20 protein-coding genes are annotated in these 17,001 nt (G+C 66.2%); 19 read left to right on the forward strand and 1 reads right to left on the reverse strand.

Going from position 1 to position 17,001, the window contains the following annotated elements; translation table 11 throughout:
• Positions 1-68: 68 nt before the first annotated feature.
• The 10 genes from ssuE to ACSFA7_RS21445 all read left to right on the forward strand — a co-directional run bounded on the left by ssuE (position 69) and on the right by ACSFA7_RS21445 (position 8,833).
• Positions 69-653, forward strand: coding sequence for an NADPH-dependent FMN reductase (gene ssuE, locus ACSFA7_RS21400; RefSeq protein ID WP_206173608.1), 585 nt, complete (start codon positions 69-71; stop codon positions 651-653).
• A gap of 119 nt (positions 654-772) precedes the next feature.
• Positions 773-1,804, forward strand: a complete 1,032-nt coding sequence (locus ACSFA7_RS21405) for a sulfonate ABC transporter substrate-binding protein (protein WP_435501227.1) — start codon at positions 773-775, stop codon at positions 1,802-1,804.
• A gap of 21 nt (positions 1,805-1,825) precedes the next feature.
• Positions 1,826-2,785 carry a sulfonate ABC transporter substrate-binding protein gene (locus ACSFA7_RS21410; protein ID WP_435501228.1) on the forward strand — a complete coding sequence of 320 codons (960 nt, stop codon included), beginning with the start codon at positions 1,826-1,828 and terminating at the stop codon, positions 2,783-2,785.
• Positions 2,785-3,954, forward strand: coding sequence for an FMNH2-dependent alkanesulfonate monooxygenase (gene ssuD / locus ACSFA7_RS21415; protein ID WP_435501229.1), 1,170 nt, complete (start codon positions 2,785-2,787; stop codon positions 3,952-3,954). The genes ACSFA7_RS21410 and ssuD overlap by 1 nt, the downstream gene beginning before the upstream one ends.
• A 15-nt stretch (positions 3,955-3,969) precedes the next feature.
• Positions 3,970-4,821: an aliphatic sulfonate ABC transporter permease SsuC gene (gene ssuC / locus ACSFA7_RS21420; protein WP_435501230.1), complete on the forward strand. Its 852-nt coding sequence runs from the start codon at positions 3,970-3,972 to the stop codon at positions 4,819-4,821.
• Positions 4,822-4,832: 11 nt separating this feature from the next.
• On the forward strand, positions 4,833-5,798 hold the full coding sequence (locus ACSFA7_RS21425; protein WP_435501231.1) for an aliphatic sulfonate ABC transporter substrate-binding protein: 966 nt from the start codon (positions 4,833-4,835) through the stop codon (positions 5,796-5,798).
• A 5-nt stretch (positions 5,799-5,803) separates the two neighbouring features.
• Entirely contained in the window at positions 5,804-6,631 is an 828-nt protein-coding gene (locus tag ACSFA7_RS21430; RefSeq protein WP_435501232.1) for an ATP-binding cassette domain-containing protein, read from the forward strand.
• Positions 6,632-6,664: 33 nt separating this feature from the next.
• Entirely contained in the window at positions 6,665-7,951 is a 1,287-nt protein-coding gene (locus tag ACSFA7_RS21435; RefSeq protein ID WP_435501233.1) for an O-acetylhomoserine aminocarboxypropyltransferase/cysteine synthase family protein, read from the forward strand.
• Positions 7,952-7,973: 22 nt separating this feature from the next.
• Positions 7,974-8,570 (forward strand): malonic semialdehyde reductase, encoded by a 597-nt coding sequence (locus ACSFA7_RS21440; RefSeq protein ID WP_435501234.1) that lies wholly within the window; start codon positions 7,974-7,976, stop codon positions 8,568-8,570.
• Positions 8,571-8,617: 47 nt separating this feature from the next.
• On the forward strand, positions 8,618-8,833 hold the full coding sequence (locus ACSFA7_RS21445; RefSeq protein WP_042579699.1) for a TOBE domain-containing protein: 216 nt from the start codon (positions 8,618-8,620) through the stop codon (positions 8,831-8,833).
• 59 nt (positions 8,834-8,892) lie between these two features.
• On the opposite strand, the gene ACSFA7_RS21450 is transcribed toward ACSFA7_RS21445, so the two are convergent.
• Positions 8,893-9,339, reverse strand: coding sequence for a hypothetical protein (locus ACSFA7_RS21450; RefSeq protein ID WP_435501235.1), 447 nt, complete (start codon positions 9,337-9,339; stop codon positions 8,893-8,895).
• A 148-nt stretch (positions 9,340-9,487) separates the two neighbouring features.
• Between ACSFA7_RS21450 and ACSFA7_RS21455 the strand changes: the two genes are divergently transcribed.
• The 9 genes from ACSFA7_RS21455 (at position 9,488) to ACSFA7_RS21495 (ending at position 16,949) form a co-directional block, all read left to right on the forward strand.
• Positions 9,488-10,582, forward strand: a complete 1,095-nt coding sequence (locus ACSFA7_RS21455) for an ABC transporter substrate-binding protein (protein WP_435501236.1) — start codon at positions 9,488-9,490, stop codon at positions 10,580-10,582.
• Between the two features lie 37 nt (positions 10,583-10,619).
• Positions 10,620-11,471 (forward strand): ABC transporter permease, encoded by an 852-nt coding sequence (locus ACSFA7_RS21460; RefSeq protein WP_435501237.1) that lies wholly within the window; start codon positions 10,620-10,622, stop codon positions 11,469-11,471.
• On the forward strand, positions 11,471-12,280 hold the full coding sequence (locus ACSFA7_RS21465) for an ABC transporter permease (protein ID WP_435501238.1): 810 nt from the start codon (positions 11,471-11,473) through the stop codon (positions 12,278-12,280). The genes ACSFA7_RS21460 and ACSFA7_RS21465 overlap by 1 nt, the downstream gene beginning before the upstream one ends.
• A 13-nt stretch (positions 12,281-12,293) precedes the next feature.
• Positions 12,294-13,124, forward strand: coding sequence for an ABC transporter ATP-binding protein (locus ACSFA7_RS21470; RefSeq protein ID WP_435501239.1), 831 nt, complete (start codon positions 12,294-12,296; stop codon positions 13,122-13,124).
• Between the two features lie 41 nt (positions 13,125-13,165).
• On the forward strand, positions 13,166-14,110 hold the full coding sequence (locus ACSFA7_RS21475) for a TauD/TfdA dioxygenase family protein (RefSeq protein ID WP_435501240.1): 945 nt from the start codon (positions 13,166-13,168) through the stop codon (positions 14,108-14,110).
• A 129-nt stretch (positions 14,111-14,239) separates the two neighbouring features.
• On the forward strand, positions 14,240-14,722 hold the full coding sequence (locus tag ACSFA7_RS21480) for a rhodanese-like domain-containing protein (RefSeq protein ID WP_435501241.1): 483 nt from the start codon (positions 14,240-14,242) through the stop codon (positions 14,720-14,722).
• Positions 14,723-14,760: 38 nt separating this feature from the next.
• Positions 14,761-15,675 carry a serine O-acetyltransferase EpsC gene (gene epsC / locus ACSFA7_RS21485; RefSeq protein WP_435501242.1) on the forward strand — a complete coding sequence of 305 codons (915 nt, stop codon included), beginning with the start codon at positions 14,761-14,763 and terminating at the stop codon, positions 15,673-15,675.
• A complete protein-coding gene (locus ACSFA7_RS21490) occupies positions 15,672-15,941 on the forward strand; it encodes a helix-turn-helix domain-containing protein (protein ID WP_013541111.1) in 270 nt (89 codons plus the stop codon). The genes epsC and ACSFA7_RS21490 overlap by 4 nt, the downstream gene beginning before the upstream one ends.
• A gap of 75 nt (positions 15,942-16,016) precedes the next feature.
• Entirely contained in the window at positions 16,017-16,949 is a 933-nt protein-coding gene (locus tag ACSFA7_RS21495; protein ID WP_042579703.1) for a family 2A encapsulin nanocompartment shell protein, read from the forward strand.
• Positions 16,950-17,001: the final 52 nt, after the last annotated feature.

Raw genomic sequence — 17,001 nt, forward strand, 5'->3', positions numbered from 1 at the left:
GGGCGCCCATTTCGTGGGCGCCGTGACCCGGCACGCCCTGAATTTCCGAAGAAAACCGAAAGCCTCCCGTGTCCGTTCTCCTGATTGCCGGCAGCCCCTCGGCCCCGTCCCGTTCCACCGCCTTGCTCGAGGCCGTGGGCGACCGGCTGGCCAAACGTCATGCCCGCATCGAACGGCTCGCGATCCGCGACCTGCCCGCGCAGGCGCTGCTGCTGGCCGAGTGGAACCATCCGGCCATCGAACGCGCCATCGCCCAGGTGGCGGCGGCCCGCGTGATCGTCGTGGCCACGCCGGTCTACAAGGCGGCCTACAGCGGTGTGCTGAAGGTCTTTCTGGACCTGCTCGCGCAGAACGCCCTCAAGGGCAAGACGGTGCTTCCGCTGGCCACCGGTGGCAGTCCCCATCACATGCTCGCGCTCGACTACGCGCTGCGGCCGGTGCTGCAGTCGCTGGCGGCGCGTCACATCCTGCCGGGCGTCTATGCGAGCGACTCGCAGATCGTGCTGACGCCCGAGAACGCCTACCAGGTGCACAACGACCTGGCCGAGCGACTCAACGAGGCCGTCGAGGTGCTTGCGACGGAAGGCCTGAAGCTGCCAGCGACACACGGCTTCGAGCCGGTGCCTTTCTCCCGCGTGCGATGTAGCGTCTGAACGCGGGGTTCTTCATAGAACCCGGCGTCGCCAGACCCATCCCCGTCCCCGTTTTTGAAGCCGCCTGTGCGCGGCAAGGGGACAGCTTTGCCCAAAGTTTTGCACCAAGGAATTTCCGCATGAACCCCGTTGCCACCGAAGACTCCGCGTTCGACGCACCGCCGCGCTCGATCTGGCAGGCCCTGCGCGACCTCGCGATCAGCACCGTCGTGGTTGCCGCCATCGCGCTGATCGTGAGCTTCATTGCCGCCTCCTCGGCCCATGCCCAGGGCAAGCCCAAGGGCGAGCTGCGCATCGGCTATCAAAAATCCGCCAGCCTCTTCGTGCTGCAGAAGGCGCAGGGCACGCTCGAGAAGAAGCTCGCGCCGTTGGGCTTCGGCGTGAAGTGGGTGGAGTTCCCGGCCGGCCCGCAGTTGCTCGAAGGCCTGAACGTCGGCGCGGTCGACGTGGGTTATGTCGGCGAGGCGCCGCCCATCTTCGCGCAGGCGGCGGGCGCCAAGTTCGTCTACTTCGGCTACGACCCGGCCGCGCCTCGTGCCGAGGCGATCCTGGTCACGAAAGACTCGCCGATCAAGTCCGTCGCCGACCTGAAGGGCAAGAAGGTCGCGCTCAACAAGGGCAGCAACGTGCATTACCTGCTCGTGAAGCAGCTCGAGAAGAACGGCTTGAAGTTCTCCGACATCCAGCCCGTGTACCTCGCGCCGGCCGACGGCCGCGCGGCCTTCGAGAGCAAGAACGTCGATGCGTGGGTGATCTGGGACCCGTTCCAGGCCGCCGCCGAGAAGGCGACCGGCGCCCGTGTGCTCGCCGACGGAACCACCGACGTGGTCAACAACTACCAGTTCTACCTGGGCGAGCGCGGCTTCGTGAAGAACAACCCGAAGGTCATCGACGCGCTCTTCGCCGATTCGGTGGAGCAGGGCATCTGGCTCAAGAAAAACCTGCGCCAGGCGGCCGAGCAGATCGCGCCGCTGCAGGGCCTGCCGGTCGACGTGGTCGAACTCGCGCTGCGTCGCTACGAATTCAACGTGAAGCCGATCACGCCCGCCGTCGCGGCCGGCCAGCAGCAGATCGCCGACACCTTCTTCGCGCTGAAGCTCATTCCCAAGCCCATCAAGGTCAGCGACGCGGTCGTCACCGCGCAGCCCTGAATCTCTTTCAAGCACCCAGCCATGAACCGCATTTCCATTCCCCGACGCCGCCTGATCCAGGGCGCCGCAGCCGCAGCCATCGCGCTGCCTTCGTTCGCCGCACTGGCGCAGGCGCCAGCGCGCCAGTTCCGCATCGGCAACCAGAAGGGCACGCTCAACATCCTCAAGGGCCGCGGCACGCTCGAGAAGCGTCTCGCGCCGCTCGGCGTCACGGTCAAGTGGACCGAGTTCACGGCCGGGCCGGTGCAGCTCGAGGCGCTCAACGTCGGCTCGATCGACTTCGGTGATGTCGGCGAAGCGCCGCCCATCTTCGCGCAGGCCGCCGGTGCGCCACTGGCCTACGTGGCCGCCACACAGCATCGCCCGCAGACCGAGGCGGTGCTGGTGCCCAAGGGCTCGGCCATCAAGACCGTGGCCGACCTCAAGGGCAAGAAGATCGCGCTCAACAAGGGCTCGAACGTCCACTACTTCATCGTCAAGCTGTTCGAGAAACACGGCCTGTCGTATGCAGACCTGAACCTGGCCTACCTGCCGCCGGCCGATGCGCGCGCCGCATTCGAAAAAGGCTCGGTCGATGCCTGGGTGATCTGGGACCCGTTCCTCGCCGCCGCAGAGAAGACGCTGGACGCGCGCATCCTGGCCGACGCCACAGGCGTGGTCGGCAATCGCGCTTACTACTTCTCGTCGCTCGACTACGTGGCGAAGAACGCCGACGTGCTCGCCATCGCCATCGACGAACTCAACAAGGTCGATGCCTGGGGCGCAGCGAACAAGGGCGATCTCGCCGCCGAGCTGGCCGCGCTGTGGGGCTTGCCGAAACCGGTGGCCGATGTCACCGTGAACCGCACCGCCTACGGCATCACGCCGATCACCAAGGCCATCCTCGCCGAGCAGCAAAAGATCGCCGACACCTTCTTCGAGCTCAAGCTGATCCCCAAGAAGATCAACGTGCTCGAAGCCGCCGGCGCGGGAGTCGCGTGATGCAGATCTTCTGGTTCCTCCCCACGCACGGCGACAGCCGCTACCTCGGCACGAGCGAGGGCGCACGCCCCATCGACCTGGCCTACCTGCAGCAGATCGCGGGCGCAGCCGATAACCTCGGCTACGAAGGCGTGTTGATTCCCACCGGCCGTTCGTGCGAAGACCCGTGGGTGATCGCCTCCAGCCTGATCGGCGCGACCAAGAATCTCAAGTTCCTGGTGGCCGTGCGCCCGGGGCTGCACCAGCCCAGCCTTGCCGCGCGCATGGCTGCGACCTTCGACCGGCTCTCGGGTGGACGCCTGCTCGTGAACCTCGTGACGGGCGGTGACCAGGCCGAGCTCGAAGGCGACGGGGTGTACCTCGACCACGCATCGCGCTACGAGCAATCGGCCGAATTCATCCGCATCTGGCGCGAGATCCTCACGCGCAGCCATGACAGCCAGGGCTACGACTTCGAAGGCAAGCACCTGAGCGTGAAGGGCGCCAAGCTGCTGTATCCGCCGGTGCAGACGCCGTATCCGCCCGTGTGGTTCGGTGGCTCGTCGGCTGCCGCGCACGACCTTGCGGCAGAGCAGGTCGATGCCTACCTGACGTGGGGCGAGCCGCCCGCCGAAGTCTCGAAGAAGATCGCCGACGTGCGCGCCCGCGCCGAACGGCAAGGCCGCCGCGTCGAGTTCGGCATTCGCCTGCATGTGATCGTGCGAGAGACCGAAGACGCCGCATGGAAGGCCGCTGAAGAACTCATCAGCCGCGTGGACGATGAGACCGTCATCCGCGCCCAGGCCGCCTTTGCGCGCATGGATTCCGAAGGCCAGCGGCGCATGGCCGCGCTGCATGCCGGCGGCGCCAAGCGCTCGCGCGCCGAGCTGGAGATTTCGCCGAACCTGTGGGCCGGTGTGGGGCTCGTGCGCGGCGGTGCGGGTACGGCCCTCGTCGGCGATGCGAAGACCGTCGCCGCGCGCATCGAGGAATACGCGGCGCTCGGCCTCGACAAATTCATTCTCTCGGGCTACCCGCATCTGGAAGAGGCCTACCGCTTCGCCGAGCTGGTGTTCCCGCTGCTCTCGCGCAAGGCGCAGTCGCGGCTCGTGGGCGGTTCGCTGAGCGGTCCGTTCGGCGAGGTCGTCGCGAATCTCGATGCACCCTCGCGCCTCGTCTCCCAGAGCTGAACCCAAAGGACTTCCATGACTGAACAAGTGCAGGAGCTTCCGGTGGCTTCAACCGATTCCGAGGCCAGTACTGGCAACGCGTTCAAGGCCTTCGGCCTCAACGTCGCAGGCCGTCTCGTTCCCTGGCTCGTGCCGGTGGGGCTCATCGTGTTCTGGCAGATCGCCTCGTCGCTCGGCTGGCTGTCGACGCGCGTGCTGCCGGCGCCGGTCGACGTGGTCAAGGCCGCGTGGTCGCTCACCGTGTCCGGCGAACTCTGGACGCATGTGAAGGTGAGCGCCGGCCGCGCGCTCGCGGGCCTGGCCATCGGCGGTGGCGCGGGGCTCGCGCTGGGCCTGCTCACGGGCTCGGTGAAATTCGCCGAGACGCTGCTGGACTCGACCATCCAGATGGTGCGCAACATCCCCGCACTCGCGCTGATTCCGCTGGTGATCCTCTGGTTCGGCATCGACGAATCGGCCAAGCTGTTCCTGATCTCGGTGTCGGTGTTCTTCCCGATCTACCTCAACACCTTCCACGGCATCCGCAACGTCGATCCGCAGCTCATCGAGATGGGCCGCACCTACGGCCTCACGCGCTGGCAGCTGTACCGCGAGGTGATCCTGCCGGGGGCACTGTCGTCGATCCTCGTGGGGCTTCGTTTTTCGCTGGGCCTCATGTGGGTGATCCTGATCGTGGCCGAGACCATCTCGGCGCAGGCCGGCATCGGGTATCTGACGATGAACGCCCGCGAGTTCCTGCAGACCGACATCGTGCTCGTGGGCATCCTGCTGTATGCACTGCTCGGCAAGCTGGCCGACCTGTTCGCGCGCGGCCTGGAGCAGTGGTGGCTGCGCTGGCACCCCGGCTACCAGAAGAAGCCGAAGTGAGGGCGGGGCAGATGAACAGATCCATTTCCCGCCGCGCAGCCATCGGCACGCTGGGTGCTTTGAGCGCGGGTGTCGTGCTGGCACAAGGCGTTGCGCCGAGGCCCGTCACCGTGCGCTTCGGCTACCAGAAGTCCTCGACGCTGACGGCCTTGCTCAAGGCACAAGGTACGCTCGAAAAGCAACTCGCGCCGCTCAATGCCACGCTGAGCTGGCACGAGTTCACCAGCGGCCTGCCGCTGCTCGAGGCGCTGAACCTGAACAACCTCGACATCAGCGCCGACGTGGCCGACACAGTGCCCGTGTTCGCGCAGGCGGCCGGTGCCGAGCTGACCTTCATCGCGCAGGAAGCACCTTCGCCCGCGGCGCAGGCCATCGTCGTGAAAGACGACTCACCGCTCAAGACCGTGGCCGACCTGAAGGGCAAGAAGGTTGGCTTCGCGAAAGCGGCCGGCGCGCACTACCTGCTGGTCGCCGCGCTGGAGAAGGCCGGTCTCTCGTTCAAGGACATCGAGCCCGCCTACCTCACGCCGGCCGATGGCCGCGCCGCGTTCGAGAAGGGCGCGATCGACGCGTGGGTGGTGTGGGATCCGTTCCTCGCCGCCGCGCAACGCCAGTCGAAGGTGCGCGTGCTGGCTGATGGCGCGGGCATCGCGTCGTACCAGCGCTATTACCTCGCGAGCACCAAATTCGCGAAGGCGCGGCCCGATGTGCTGCGCGTGATCTATGCCGAGCTCGAGAAGACCGGCAAGTGGGTCAAACAGAACCCCAAGGAGGCGGCCGCGCTGCTGTCGCCCGTGTGGGCCCTGGACGCCGCCACCATCGAACAAGCCAACAGCCGCCGCAGCTATGCGGTGCGCCCGGTCGTGGCCGAGGGCCTGACCGAGCAGCAGCGCATCGCCGATGCGTTCTTCGGTGAAAAGCTGCTGCCCCGAAAACTCAATGCGCTCGACGTCGCGCTGTTCAAACCCGGAGCCTGAAGCCCATGAGTGCCGTTCTGAAAGACATCCAACCCCAGGCCATCGCCGGCGGCGTGCGCCTTGAAGCGCGTGGCCTGCACAAGCGCTATGGCACGCGCGACGTGCTGCGCAACACCAAGCTCACTATCGAGCCGGGCCAGTTCATCGCCATCGTGGGCCGCAGCGGTTGCGGCAAGAGCACGCTGCTGCGGTTGATCGCTGGGCTTGAAGAGGCGACTTCCGGTGGCCTCTACACCGACGGCAAGGCCGTGAATGGCCTGCACGACGACACCCGCATCATGTTCCAGGAGGCGCGCCTCCTGCCCTGGCGCCGCGTGCTCGACAACGTGACGCTGGGCTTGTCGAACGACGCCAAGCCGCGCGGCAAGGAGGTGCTCGCGCAGGTGGGCCTGGCCGACCGCGAGAACGAATGGCCGGCGCGCCTGTCGGGCGGGCAGCGCCAGCGCGTGTCGCTCGCGCGGGCACTGGTGCATCACCCGCGCCTCTTGCTGCTCGACGAACCGCTGGGCGCGCTCGACGCGCTGACCCGCATCGAGATGCACCGGCTCATCGAGAACCTCTGGCAGCGCCACCGCTTCACCGCCTTGCTGGTGACGCACGACGTGCAGGAAGCCGTGGCCCTGGCGGACCGCGTGATCCTGATCGAAGACGGCCGCATCGCACTCGACGAAAACATCGCACTCGCACGCCCGCGCTCGCAGGGCGATCCGGCCTTCGCGGCCATCGAGAAACGCATCCTCGACAGGGTGCTGCAAAAGCCCGAAGAGGTGGACAGCAGCGCCGACGCCAGCTGGCTCGGAACACCCGCGCACGCACTGCGCTGGGCGATCTGAGCCTTCCTTCCTCTTTCCCGAAAGGCAGTCCCTATGTCGCAAAACTGGAAATTCGAAACCCTGTCGGTCCACGCCGGCTACTCGCCCGATCCGACCACGCGCGCCGTTGCGCCGCCGATCTACCAGACGGTGGCCTACGCCTTCGACAGCGCGCAGCACGGCGCGGACCTGTTCGACCTGAAGGTGCCGGGCAATATCTACACCCGCATCAACAACCCGACGCAGGATGTGCTGGAGAAGCGCGTGGCCGCGCTCGAAGGCGGCATTGCAGCGCTCGCGCTGGCCTCGGGTCAGGCGGCCGTGACCTACGCGATCCAGACCATCGCGGAGGCCGGCGACAACATCGTCAGCAGCACGGCGCTCTACGGCGGTACCTACAACCTCTTTGCGCACACGCTGCCTCAGTTCGGCATCACCACGCGCTTTGCGGACCACCGCGATCCTTCGAGTTTCGAGAAGCTCTTCGACGACAAGACCAAGGCGGTGTTCGTCGAATCGCTCGGCAACCCGGCCGGCAACGTGACGGACATCGCGGCCATCGCCGAGATCGCACATCGCCACGGCGTACCGCTGATCGTGGACAACACCGTGCCTTCGCCCTACCTGAGCCGGCCCATCGAGCACGGCGCCGACATCGTGGTGCACTCGCTCACCAAGTATCTGGGCGGCCACGGCACCAGCATTGGCGGCGCGATCGTCGATTCGGGCAAGTTCCCATGGGCCGAGCACAAGGCGCGCTTCAAGCGCCTGAACGAGCCCGACGTGAGCTACCACGGCGTGGTCTACACCGAGGCGCTGGGACCGGCCGCCTACATCGGCCGCGCGCGCGTGGTGCCGCTGCGCAATACCGGCGCAGCCATCTCGCCGTTCAACGCCTTCCTGATCCTGCAGGGCATCGAGACGCTGGCGTTGCGCATGGACCGCATCAGCAGCAACGCGCTCAAAGTGGCACAACACCTGAAGACGCACAAGGCGGTGAACTGGGTCAACTACGCGGCGCTCGAAGACCACCCGGACTACGCGCTGGCGCAGAAGTACTTCGGCGGCAAGTCCAGCGGCGTGCTGACCTTCGGCATCGGCAGCGGCCGTGAAGGCGGCGCGAAATTCCTCGATGCACTGAAGCTCTTCACGCGCCTCGTGAACATCGGCGATGTGCGCTCGCTGGCGACGCACCCAGCCTCGACCACGCATCGGCAGTTGTCGCCCGAAGAGCTGGCAAAGGCCGGCGTGACGGAAGACACGGTGCGCCTCTCGGTCGGCATCGAGCACATCGACGATTTGATTGCCGACCTCGACGTGGCGCTCACCGCCGCATCCTGATCGCTTCGACGAACGGAAATCCATGACAACACTCAACGCCATTCCCGAAGCGGCGCTCGACCAGCTGTTCCGCAAGGCGCGCACCGTGCACGCCTTCCAGCCGGTGCCCGTCACCGACGAGTTGATCCACAAGCTCTACGACCTCGTGAAGTGGGGCCCGACCGCGTACAACGCGCAGCCCGCGCGCTATGTGTTCGTGCGCAGCGAAGAGGCCAAGGCGAAGCTGAAGCCCGCGGTTTCGTCCGGCAACACGGCGCAGACTTTGGCTGCCGGCGTGACGGTGATCGTCGCGCACGACACGCGCTTCTACGAGCACCTGCCCACGCAGTTCCCGGCCTCTGACGCCAAGCCCTTCTTCGAGAAGAGCGCCGAGGCCGCGCAGGCCACGGCGTTCCGCAACAGCAGCCTGCAGGGTGCCTATCTGATCCTGGCGGCGCGCTCGCTCGGCCTGGACGTCGGGCCGCAGTCGGGTTTCAACGCGGAGCTGGTCGACAAGGCCTTCTTCCCCGACGGCCGTTATCGCGCCAACTTTCTCGTGAACCTCGGCGTGGCCGATCACGCCGGCACTTTCGAGCGTGGGCCCCGGCTCGCGTTCGACGACGTGGCGGAGATCGTCTGATCCCTCCATCCCATCCTTTATTTCTTCAACCTGAAAGAGAAACCATCATGTCCATCCAAGCCATCAACGTGCGCAACCAGTTCAAGGGCAAGGTCCGCGAAATCATCCGCGGCGACGTCGTGTCCGAAGTCGATGTCGAAACCGCCTGGGGCATCGTGACCTCGGTCATCACCACGCGCTCGATCGACGAGCTGCAACTGAAGGTCGGCTCCGACGTGGTCGCGCTCGTGAAGTCGACCGAGGTTTCGATCGCGAAGCTCTGACGGACCCTCAGGCGATTGCGAACAACCCGGCGTCCTCAACGACGCCGGGTTTTTTTACGTCACTGCAGCTTGGGCAGGAACGAAGTCTCCATGTGATAGCGCTTCGGATTGTTCCGATCGATATAGACCGGGATCCATTCCGGCACATAGTCCGTCGGATCGAACCAGAGGTTGGCGCTACGGAACACATGCAGGCGGTTGTTCGCGGTGTCGTGCCATTTGGCGACGATGCGGTAGGGGTTCTCTCCATTCACCTCGAGGCTGCCGTTGAGTTCCACCTCCTGGAACTCGGCCTCGATGAACTGGCCGTTCTGGCGCAGGTCGGCTTCCTTCTGCGCGCTCCAGCGGCCGAAGGCGATGATGCCGCCGCCGATGCCCGCGAAGATCACGCCCATGATCGTCAGGGCCAGCTTGGCCTCGGGGTCCACGAAGATGGCGCCGACCAGGAGCAAGAGCCCGATAGCCAGGAAGAGCCATTTGATGAGGGTGATGACTTTGTGATCCATGGCGCGACTGTGCCCATGTTTCGCACAGGTCGATATAGCCAACATGGCTTAGTCGAATGGGGCATGAGGAACTGCGAACAGCTTCGTTCCGGCTGGCGCGCCCGCCTCGCAGAATCTTCTGGATTCATCGAAGCCAAGGTCGCCTCACATGCTCAAACGCTCGTTTCTCCGCCACGCCGCCGCATGGCCCCTGATGGCCGCGGCGCCGCGTCTGCTGGCCGCCGGTAACGACGCACCGCCCGTCATCCGCATTGGCGTGGCGACCGGCGGTGTGGGCAACCCGGTGCGCTTCGGCGGCTCGTCGGCGGCGCTGGTGCATTCCACCGGCGCGCTCGAAGAAGAATTCAAGGCCGACGGCACGAAGATCGAATGGGTGTTCTTCAAGGGCGCGGGCCCGGCGGTGAACGAGGCGCTGGTCAACAAGCAGCTGGACCTGGCCTGGCAGGGCGACCTGCCTTCCATCGTGCACCGCGCGGGCGGCGTCAAGACCCGGATCATCGCGGGCTCGGGCGTGCGCAACGGCCTGTACCTGGCGGTGCCGCCGGATTCTGCGGTCAAGCGCATCGAGGACCTGCGCGGCAAGCGCATCGCGCTCTACAAGGGCACGAACCTGCACCTGGCGGCCGTGCGTGCGCTGGCGGCGCATGGGCTCAAGGAAAGCGACGTGCGCCTCATCAATCTCGACCTGCCGGGCGCGCAGGCCGCACTGGCCACCAAGGACATCGATGGCGCGTTCGGCTATGTCGAGCTCTTCGTGCTGCGCGACAAGGGCGTGGCGAAGGTGATCTATTCGGCCTCGGAGGATTCGTTCAAGTACACGCGTCAGACCGTGCTGCTGGCCTCGGACGATTTCGCGCGCAACCAGTCCAAGGCTACGCAGCGCATCGTGAACACGCTGGTGAAGGTGGCGCGCCGCTATTCCGACGAGTCGCAGCGCGACGAGGTGTTCAAGCAATGGGGCAAGGCCGAGGTGGCCGAGAAGTACTGGCGCGAGGACTTCATCGGCCAGCCGCTGCGCACGCGCCTGTCGCCGCTGCTCGATCCGTTCCTGGTGCAGCGCTACAAGGATTCCGCCGAGCAGGCACTGGCGCTCAAGCTGGTGCGCGGCAAGGCCGAGATCGACAGCTGGTTCGACCGCAGCTTTCTCGATGCATCGCTGCGCGAGTTCAAGCTCGAGAACTACTGGCCGGTGTACGAGGCCAACGGCGAGATCAGCGGCAAGCAGGTCGCGGTGTTGCGATGAATGACCACTCGTCGGTGAACGCCCTCGAGGTGGCCGCATGAGCGCGGTGTTGCCTCCGGAATCGTTGCCGCTCCCCGCGGCCGAGCGGTCTTCGCCGCTTGCCGTGTGGCGCGCCTGGCGCGCCCGGTTGTCGGGCATCGGGCGGCTCTTGCTTGCCTGGCCGGTGCCGCTGGCCGTGCTGCTCTTGTGGCACATCGCGGCGCGCAATGAATGGATCGCGCCGCAGGTGCTGCCGTCGCCCGAAACGGTGGCCGCCACTTTTGTCGATGCGCTGCAGAGTGGCGAGTTGCTCGAAAACCTGCGCATCAGCCTGCGGCGCGTGTTCGCGGGCTTCGGCGTCGGACTGGTGGGCGGTCTGCTGCTCGGCGTGGCGATGGGCCTGTCGCCGACCTTCAAGGACTACACCTACCCGCTCTTCAAGGCCTTCGCGCAGGTGCCGGTGCTGGGGTGGCTGCCGCTGCTGATGCTGCTGGTGGGCATCGACGAGGCGCTCAAGATCATCCTGATCGCCAAGGCATCGCTCGTGCCCATTGCGCTCAACACCTTCAAGGGCATCCAGAACGTGCCCACGCGCTACATCGAGGTGGCGCGGGTGTTTCGCTTCAGCCGTTGGCAGATGCTGTCGAAGGTGGTGTTTCCGGCTGCGCTGGCGCCGATCTGGAACGGCGTGCGCTATGGCTTCACGCATGCCTGGCTCGCGCTGGTGGTGGTCGAGCTGCTGGCGTCGAGCGAGGGGCTGGGCTACATGATCGTGTTCGGACGGCAGCTGTTCCAGCTCGATGTGGTGCTGGCGGCGGTGGTGATGGTGGGCGCGGTCGGGTTCGTGCTCGACAAGCTGCTCGCGCTGGTCGAGACGCGGCTGCTGCGCTGGCGGCGGGCGGGGTTCTGATGAGCGGCAGCACAGCTTCCGTGGACCGGAATCTCTTTCGCCGCGTGCCCAAGCCCTTGCGTGGCTGGGTGCTGCCCGTGTTGCTGGTGGCGCTCTGGTGGGCGGCGTTCCGCTTCGGCTGGTCGAGTTCGCCGCTGCTTGTGTCGATCGACAGCGTCTGGCAGCGGGCGGTGGAGCAGGCCACGAGCGGGGCGCTGTGGACCGGGCTCTCTGCGAGCCTGTGGCGCGACCTCGCGGGTTTTGCGATCGGCGCGAGCGCCGGGCTGCTGTTCGGCGCGGCGCTGGGGCTGTCGCGTTTGTTCGAGAACCTCGTGGGGCCGAGCTTCCACACGCTCAAGCAGATCTCGCTGTTCGCATGGATTCCGCTCCTGTCCGTGTGGTTCGGCCTCGGCGATGCGGCCAAGGTGGCTTTTCTCTCGCTCGCGGCTTTCTTCCCGGTGGTGCTCAACACCTTCGAGGGCATCCGCAGCGTGCCGGGCGAGCTGGTCGAGGTGGCGCGCGTGCTGCGCTTCAGCCGATGGCAGCTGTTCACGCGCGTGGTGCTGCCGAGCGCATCGCCCTCGATCTTCGCGGGCGTGCACCTGGCGCTGATCTACGCGTGGCTCGCCACGCTGGGCGCGGAGTACCTGCTGGTCTCGGGCAAGGGCATCGGCAACACCATGATCGACGGGCGCGACCACTTCTGGATGGACCTCGTGATCTTCGGCGTGATCGTGGTCGGCCTCGTGGGCTTCTCGCTCAACTGGATCGCGACGCGCATCGAGAACCGCCTCCTGGCCTGGCGCGGGCGTTCGGTGGCCGGCTTCTGAAAGACAAAAAGATATGGCACACGCCGCAACACTCGAGATACGACAACTGGGCAAGCAGTACGAGGTCGAGGGCGCACCGCTCAAGGTGCTCGATGACATCAGCTTGACCATCACGCCCGGAGAGTTCGTCAGCATCGTGGGCTCCAGCGGTTGCGGCAAGTCGACGCTGCTGCGACTGATCGTCGGGCTCGAAGCCGACTATCGCGGCGAGGTGCTGATCGACGGGAACCGCATCGTCGGCACCAGCCTGGACCGCGGCATCGTGTTCCAGGAGCACCGGCTGTTTCCGTGGCTCACCGTGCAGCAGAACATCGCGCTCGGGTTGCTGAACGCGGGCCTCGATGCGGCGCAGAAGCGCAAGGAGGTGCAGGCGCACATCGAGCTGGTCGGGCTCAAGGGTTTCGAGAGCGCGTACCCGCACCAGCTGTCGGGCGGCATGTCGCAGCGCGTGGCGATTGCGCGGGCGCTGGTCAACCGGCCCGAGATCCTGCTTCTCGACGAGCCCTTCGGCGCACTCGACGCGATGACGCGGGCGCATCTGCAGCAGGAGCTGCACCGCATCTGGCAGGCCGAGGGCATCACGATGATTTTGGTCACCCACGATGTGGAGGAGGCCGTGTACCTGGGCGACAAGGTGGTGGTGATGGAGCCCCGACCGGGGCGCATCCGCCGCATCGTGCCGGTGGCGCTTGCGCATCCGCGCAACCGCGTGGACCTGGCCTTCACGCATGTCAAGGAAGAGGTGCTGCGCGAGTTCGCGGGTGCGCCTCTGCCCGAAGCACCGCCGCAATTGCCGCCGGACACCTCGGGCGGCCTGCCGGCCGGGCTGCGCTTTGCCTACTAAGCCTTTCGTTTTCTTTCCATCAAACCCAAAGAGGACCTTCGATGAGCGCTGTTCTTTCTTCCCCCGCCGTTGCACAAGACAACGAACTCGACATCGTCCGGCAGGCCGGCCACATCGGCGCCGAGGTGCGCGGTGTGCGGCTCTCGGGCGAATTGCAGCCGGAGGTGTTCCGGTCGATCAAGGCGGCGTTGCTCAAGCACAAGGTGCTGTTCTTCCGCGGACAGCAGCACCTGGACGATGCACAGCAGCAGGCCTTCGGCCGCCTCTGGGGCGAGCTGGTGCCGCATCCGACCGTGCCCTCGAGGGACGGCACGAAGCTGCTGGAACTCGATTCGCGCCACGGCGGCCGCGCCAACTCGTGGCACACCGACGTGACCTTCGAGGTGGCTTACCCGCAGGTGTCGATCCTGCGTGCGGTCGTGATCCCGCCCTATGGCGGTGACACCGTCTGGGCCAACACGGTGGCCGCCTACGAGAGCCTGTCGGACGATCTGAAGGCGCTGGCCGATCGCCTCCGCGCGGTGCATGGCAACGACTACGACTACGCCGCCTCGCGTCAGCCCGCGGATCTGGCCGACGAGGGCGTCAAGCGCTACAAGGAGGTGTTCACCCGCCGCCTGCTCGAAGCCGAGCACCCGGTGGTGCGCGTGCACCCCGAGACCGGTGAGCGCAGCCTTGTGCTGGGCCACTTCGTTAAGCGCCTGGCCGGCCATTCGACGTATGACTCCCAGCACCTGCTGAGCGTGCTGCAGAGCCACGTGCACCGCCTGGAGAACACGGTGCGCTGGCGCTGGACGCAGGGCGATGTCGCGATCTGGGACAACCGGGCCACGCAGCACTACGCGATCAACGACTACGGCGACCAGCACCGGGTGGTGCGTCGCGTCACGGTCGCGGGCGACGTGCCGTATGGCGTGGATGGCGGCAAGAGCGTGGACCTGACTGCGCCGGCCGTGCGGGCGGCGGAGGCGGCTGAGGCCGTCTGAACATCGGCCTATACAACGTCCGGTTGTTAGGAATCGACTTTTCAGTCGTTTGAGGTTCCGCACGGCGCTCCTAAAGTGGTGGTTATCGCCATCAAGGCGAATACCAACGCACAACAGGAGCCGCACAGCATGTCAGTGGAAGTTGAAGAAGAACTCGTCTTGCCCGAAGCACTGGAACAGGCGCGCGCCAAGGCCGCCGAAAACAACTGGCCCTATGCCGGCGGCGTGACGCCGACAGTGGCCTGGGACCTGGTGCAGAAGGGCCAGGCCGTACTGGTCGACGTGCGTTCGGGCGAGGAGCGCAAGTTCGTCGGCCATGTGCCCGAGAGCCTGCACGTGGCCTGGGCCACCGGCACCGCGCTCACGCGCAATCCCCGTTTCGTGCGCGAGCTCGAAGCCAAGCTCACGAAGGAGGGCGGCAAGGACGCCGTGGCGCTGCTGCTGTGCCGCAGCGGCAAGCGCTCCGCGCTGGCCGCCGAAGCGGCCGCGAAGGCCGGTTTCACCCAGGTCTTCAACGTGCTCGAAGGCTTCGAGGGCGAGATCGATGCGCAGCAGCACCGCGGTGGTGCAGACGGCTGGCGTTTCCACAAGCTGCCCTGGGTACAGGACTGACGGCTGTCCGCACAAGATCGTTCAAGGGAGGAAAACACATGGCCCATTTCGAGGTAAGCGACATCGTGCGCGCGCTGCATGGCGTGCGCGACGAATGGCGCGATTCGCAGCGGCGCTCGCGAGAGCCCGGTGCGCGCGAATTTCCGTCGCGCGATGCGCTCACGCAGATCGTCGAATCGCTCAAGGGCGCGCTCTTTCCGATGCGGCTCGGCCCGCCGGACCTGCGCCACGAGAGCGAAGACTTCTACGTCGGCCACACGCTCGACGCCGCCTTGCAGGCGCTGCTGCTGCAGGCGCGTCTGGAACTCAATTTCAATGCGCGTCTCCAGCCGCGCCCCGCGAGCGAGATCGACGACCTCGCCACCGAGGCCGTCCGCCAGTTTGCGAACGCGCTGCCCGAGCTGCGCCGCCTGCTCGACAGCGACGTGCTCGCCGCCTACCAGGGCGATCCGGCCGCGCGCAGCGTGGACGAGGTGCTGCTGTGCTATCCCGGCGTGCTCGCGATGATTCATCACCGCCTTGCACACGAGCTGTACAAGCTCGGGCTGCCGCTGCTTGCGCGCATCGTCGCGGAGTTGGCGCACGGGCAGACCGGCATCGACATCCACCCCGGCGCGCAGATCGACGCGGGCTTTTTCATCGACCACGGCACGGGCGTCGTGATCGGCGAGACGGCCATCATCGGCAAGCGCGTGCGGCTGTACCAGGCCGTGACGCTCGGGGCCAAGCGTTTTCCGACCGACACCGAGGGCAACCTGCAGAAGGGCCTGCCGCGGCATCCGGTGGTGGAGGACGACGTGGTCATCTATGCGGGCGCGACCATCCTCGGTCGCGTGACGCTAGGGAAGGGCGCTGTCATCGGCGGCAACGTGTGGATCACCGACGACGTGAAGCCGGGCGCGAGCGTGACCCAGGCCAGTTTGCAGAATGCACCGAAAGCGAGCGCACCATGAAAGCCTTTGTCGAAGATTTCGGCGTCACCGTGCGCCAGTTGCGCGAAGCGAACGGCTGGTCGCAGGAGCAGCTCGCCGAGCGCTCGGACCTCAATCGCTCGTACGTGGGGGAGGTCGAGCGCGGCCGCGTGATCCCGTCGATCGTCACCGCGCAGAAGCTCGCGACGGCACTGGGCATCAACATCGTGAATCTGCTCGCACGCTGCGAGCAACTCGAGCAATCGCGCCTTGCAAGGCGGATCAACTTGGCGGCTATAGCCTGTTGAGGGGAAACCCTTGGCGCCCGGACACTGGCGACCAATTTCTTACCCCCTGCCTACCCTTTCACGGAGCTTTGATACATGAGCGCAACAGTTGGTGGTACCACCGCCCTTGGCGACAACGCCGCAAGACAGCTGGCCAATGCCACCAAGACAGTCCCCCAACTCGAGACCATCAGCCCGCGCTGGCTGACGCACCTGCTGCAATGGGTGCCGGTGGAAGCGGGCATCTACCGCGTCAACAAGGTCAAGAACCCCGAGTCGATCAAGGTCACCTGCACCTCGCGCGAAGAAGAAAACCAGCTGCCGCGCACCTTCGTCGACTACGAAGAGAACCCACGCGAGCACTACCTCAATGCCGTGAGCACCGTGCTCGACGTGCACACCCGCATCTCCGACCTCTACAGCAGCCCGCACGACCAGATCAAGGAGCAGCTGCGCCTCACGATCGAGACGATCAAGGAGAACCAGGAGAGCGAGCTCATCAACAACCCCGACTACGGCCTTCTGGCGCAGGTGAGCGAAGAACAACGCATCTTCCCGCTGACCGGCGCGCCCACGCCCGACGACCTCGACGAGCTGCTGACCAAGGTGTGGAAGGAACCCGCGTTCTTCCTCACACACCCGCTCGCCATTGCAGCCTTCGGCCGCGAGGCCACACGCCGCGGCACGCCGCCGCCGACGGTGAGCCTGTTCGGTTCGCAGTTCATCACCTGGCGCGGCATTCCGCTGATTCCGTCGAACAAGGTGCCGGTGGCCGATGGCAAGAGCAAGATCCTGCTGCTGCGCGTGGGCGACAAGCGCCAGGGCGTGGTGGGCCTGTTCCAGCCGGGCCTCTCGGGCGAGCAGAGCCCGGGGCTGTCGGTACGCTTCATGGGCATCAACAACCATGCGATCGCGTCGTACCTGATCTCGCTGTATTGCTCGCTCGCGGTGCTGACCACCGATGCGCTGGCGGTGCTCGACGACGTCGAGATCGGCAAGTACCACGACTATCCCGACACCTACAAGTAAGCCGCGGTGAGTACACCCACGACTCCGGGCGAGGCGCCGTTCGACCCGGCCA

Source organism: Variovorax trehalosi (genome assembly GCF_051216415.1).
GTDB lineage: Bacteria > Pseudomonadota > Gammaproteobacteria > Burkholderiales > Burkholderiaceae_C > Variovorax.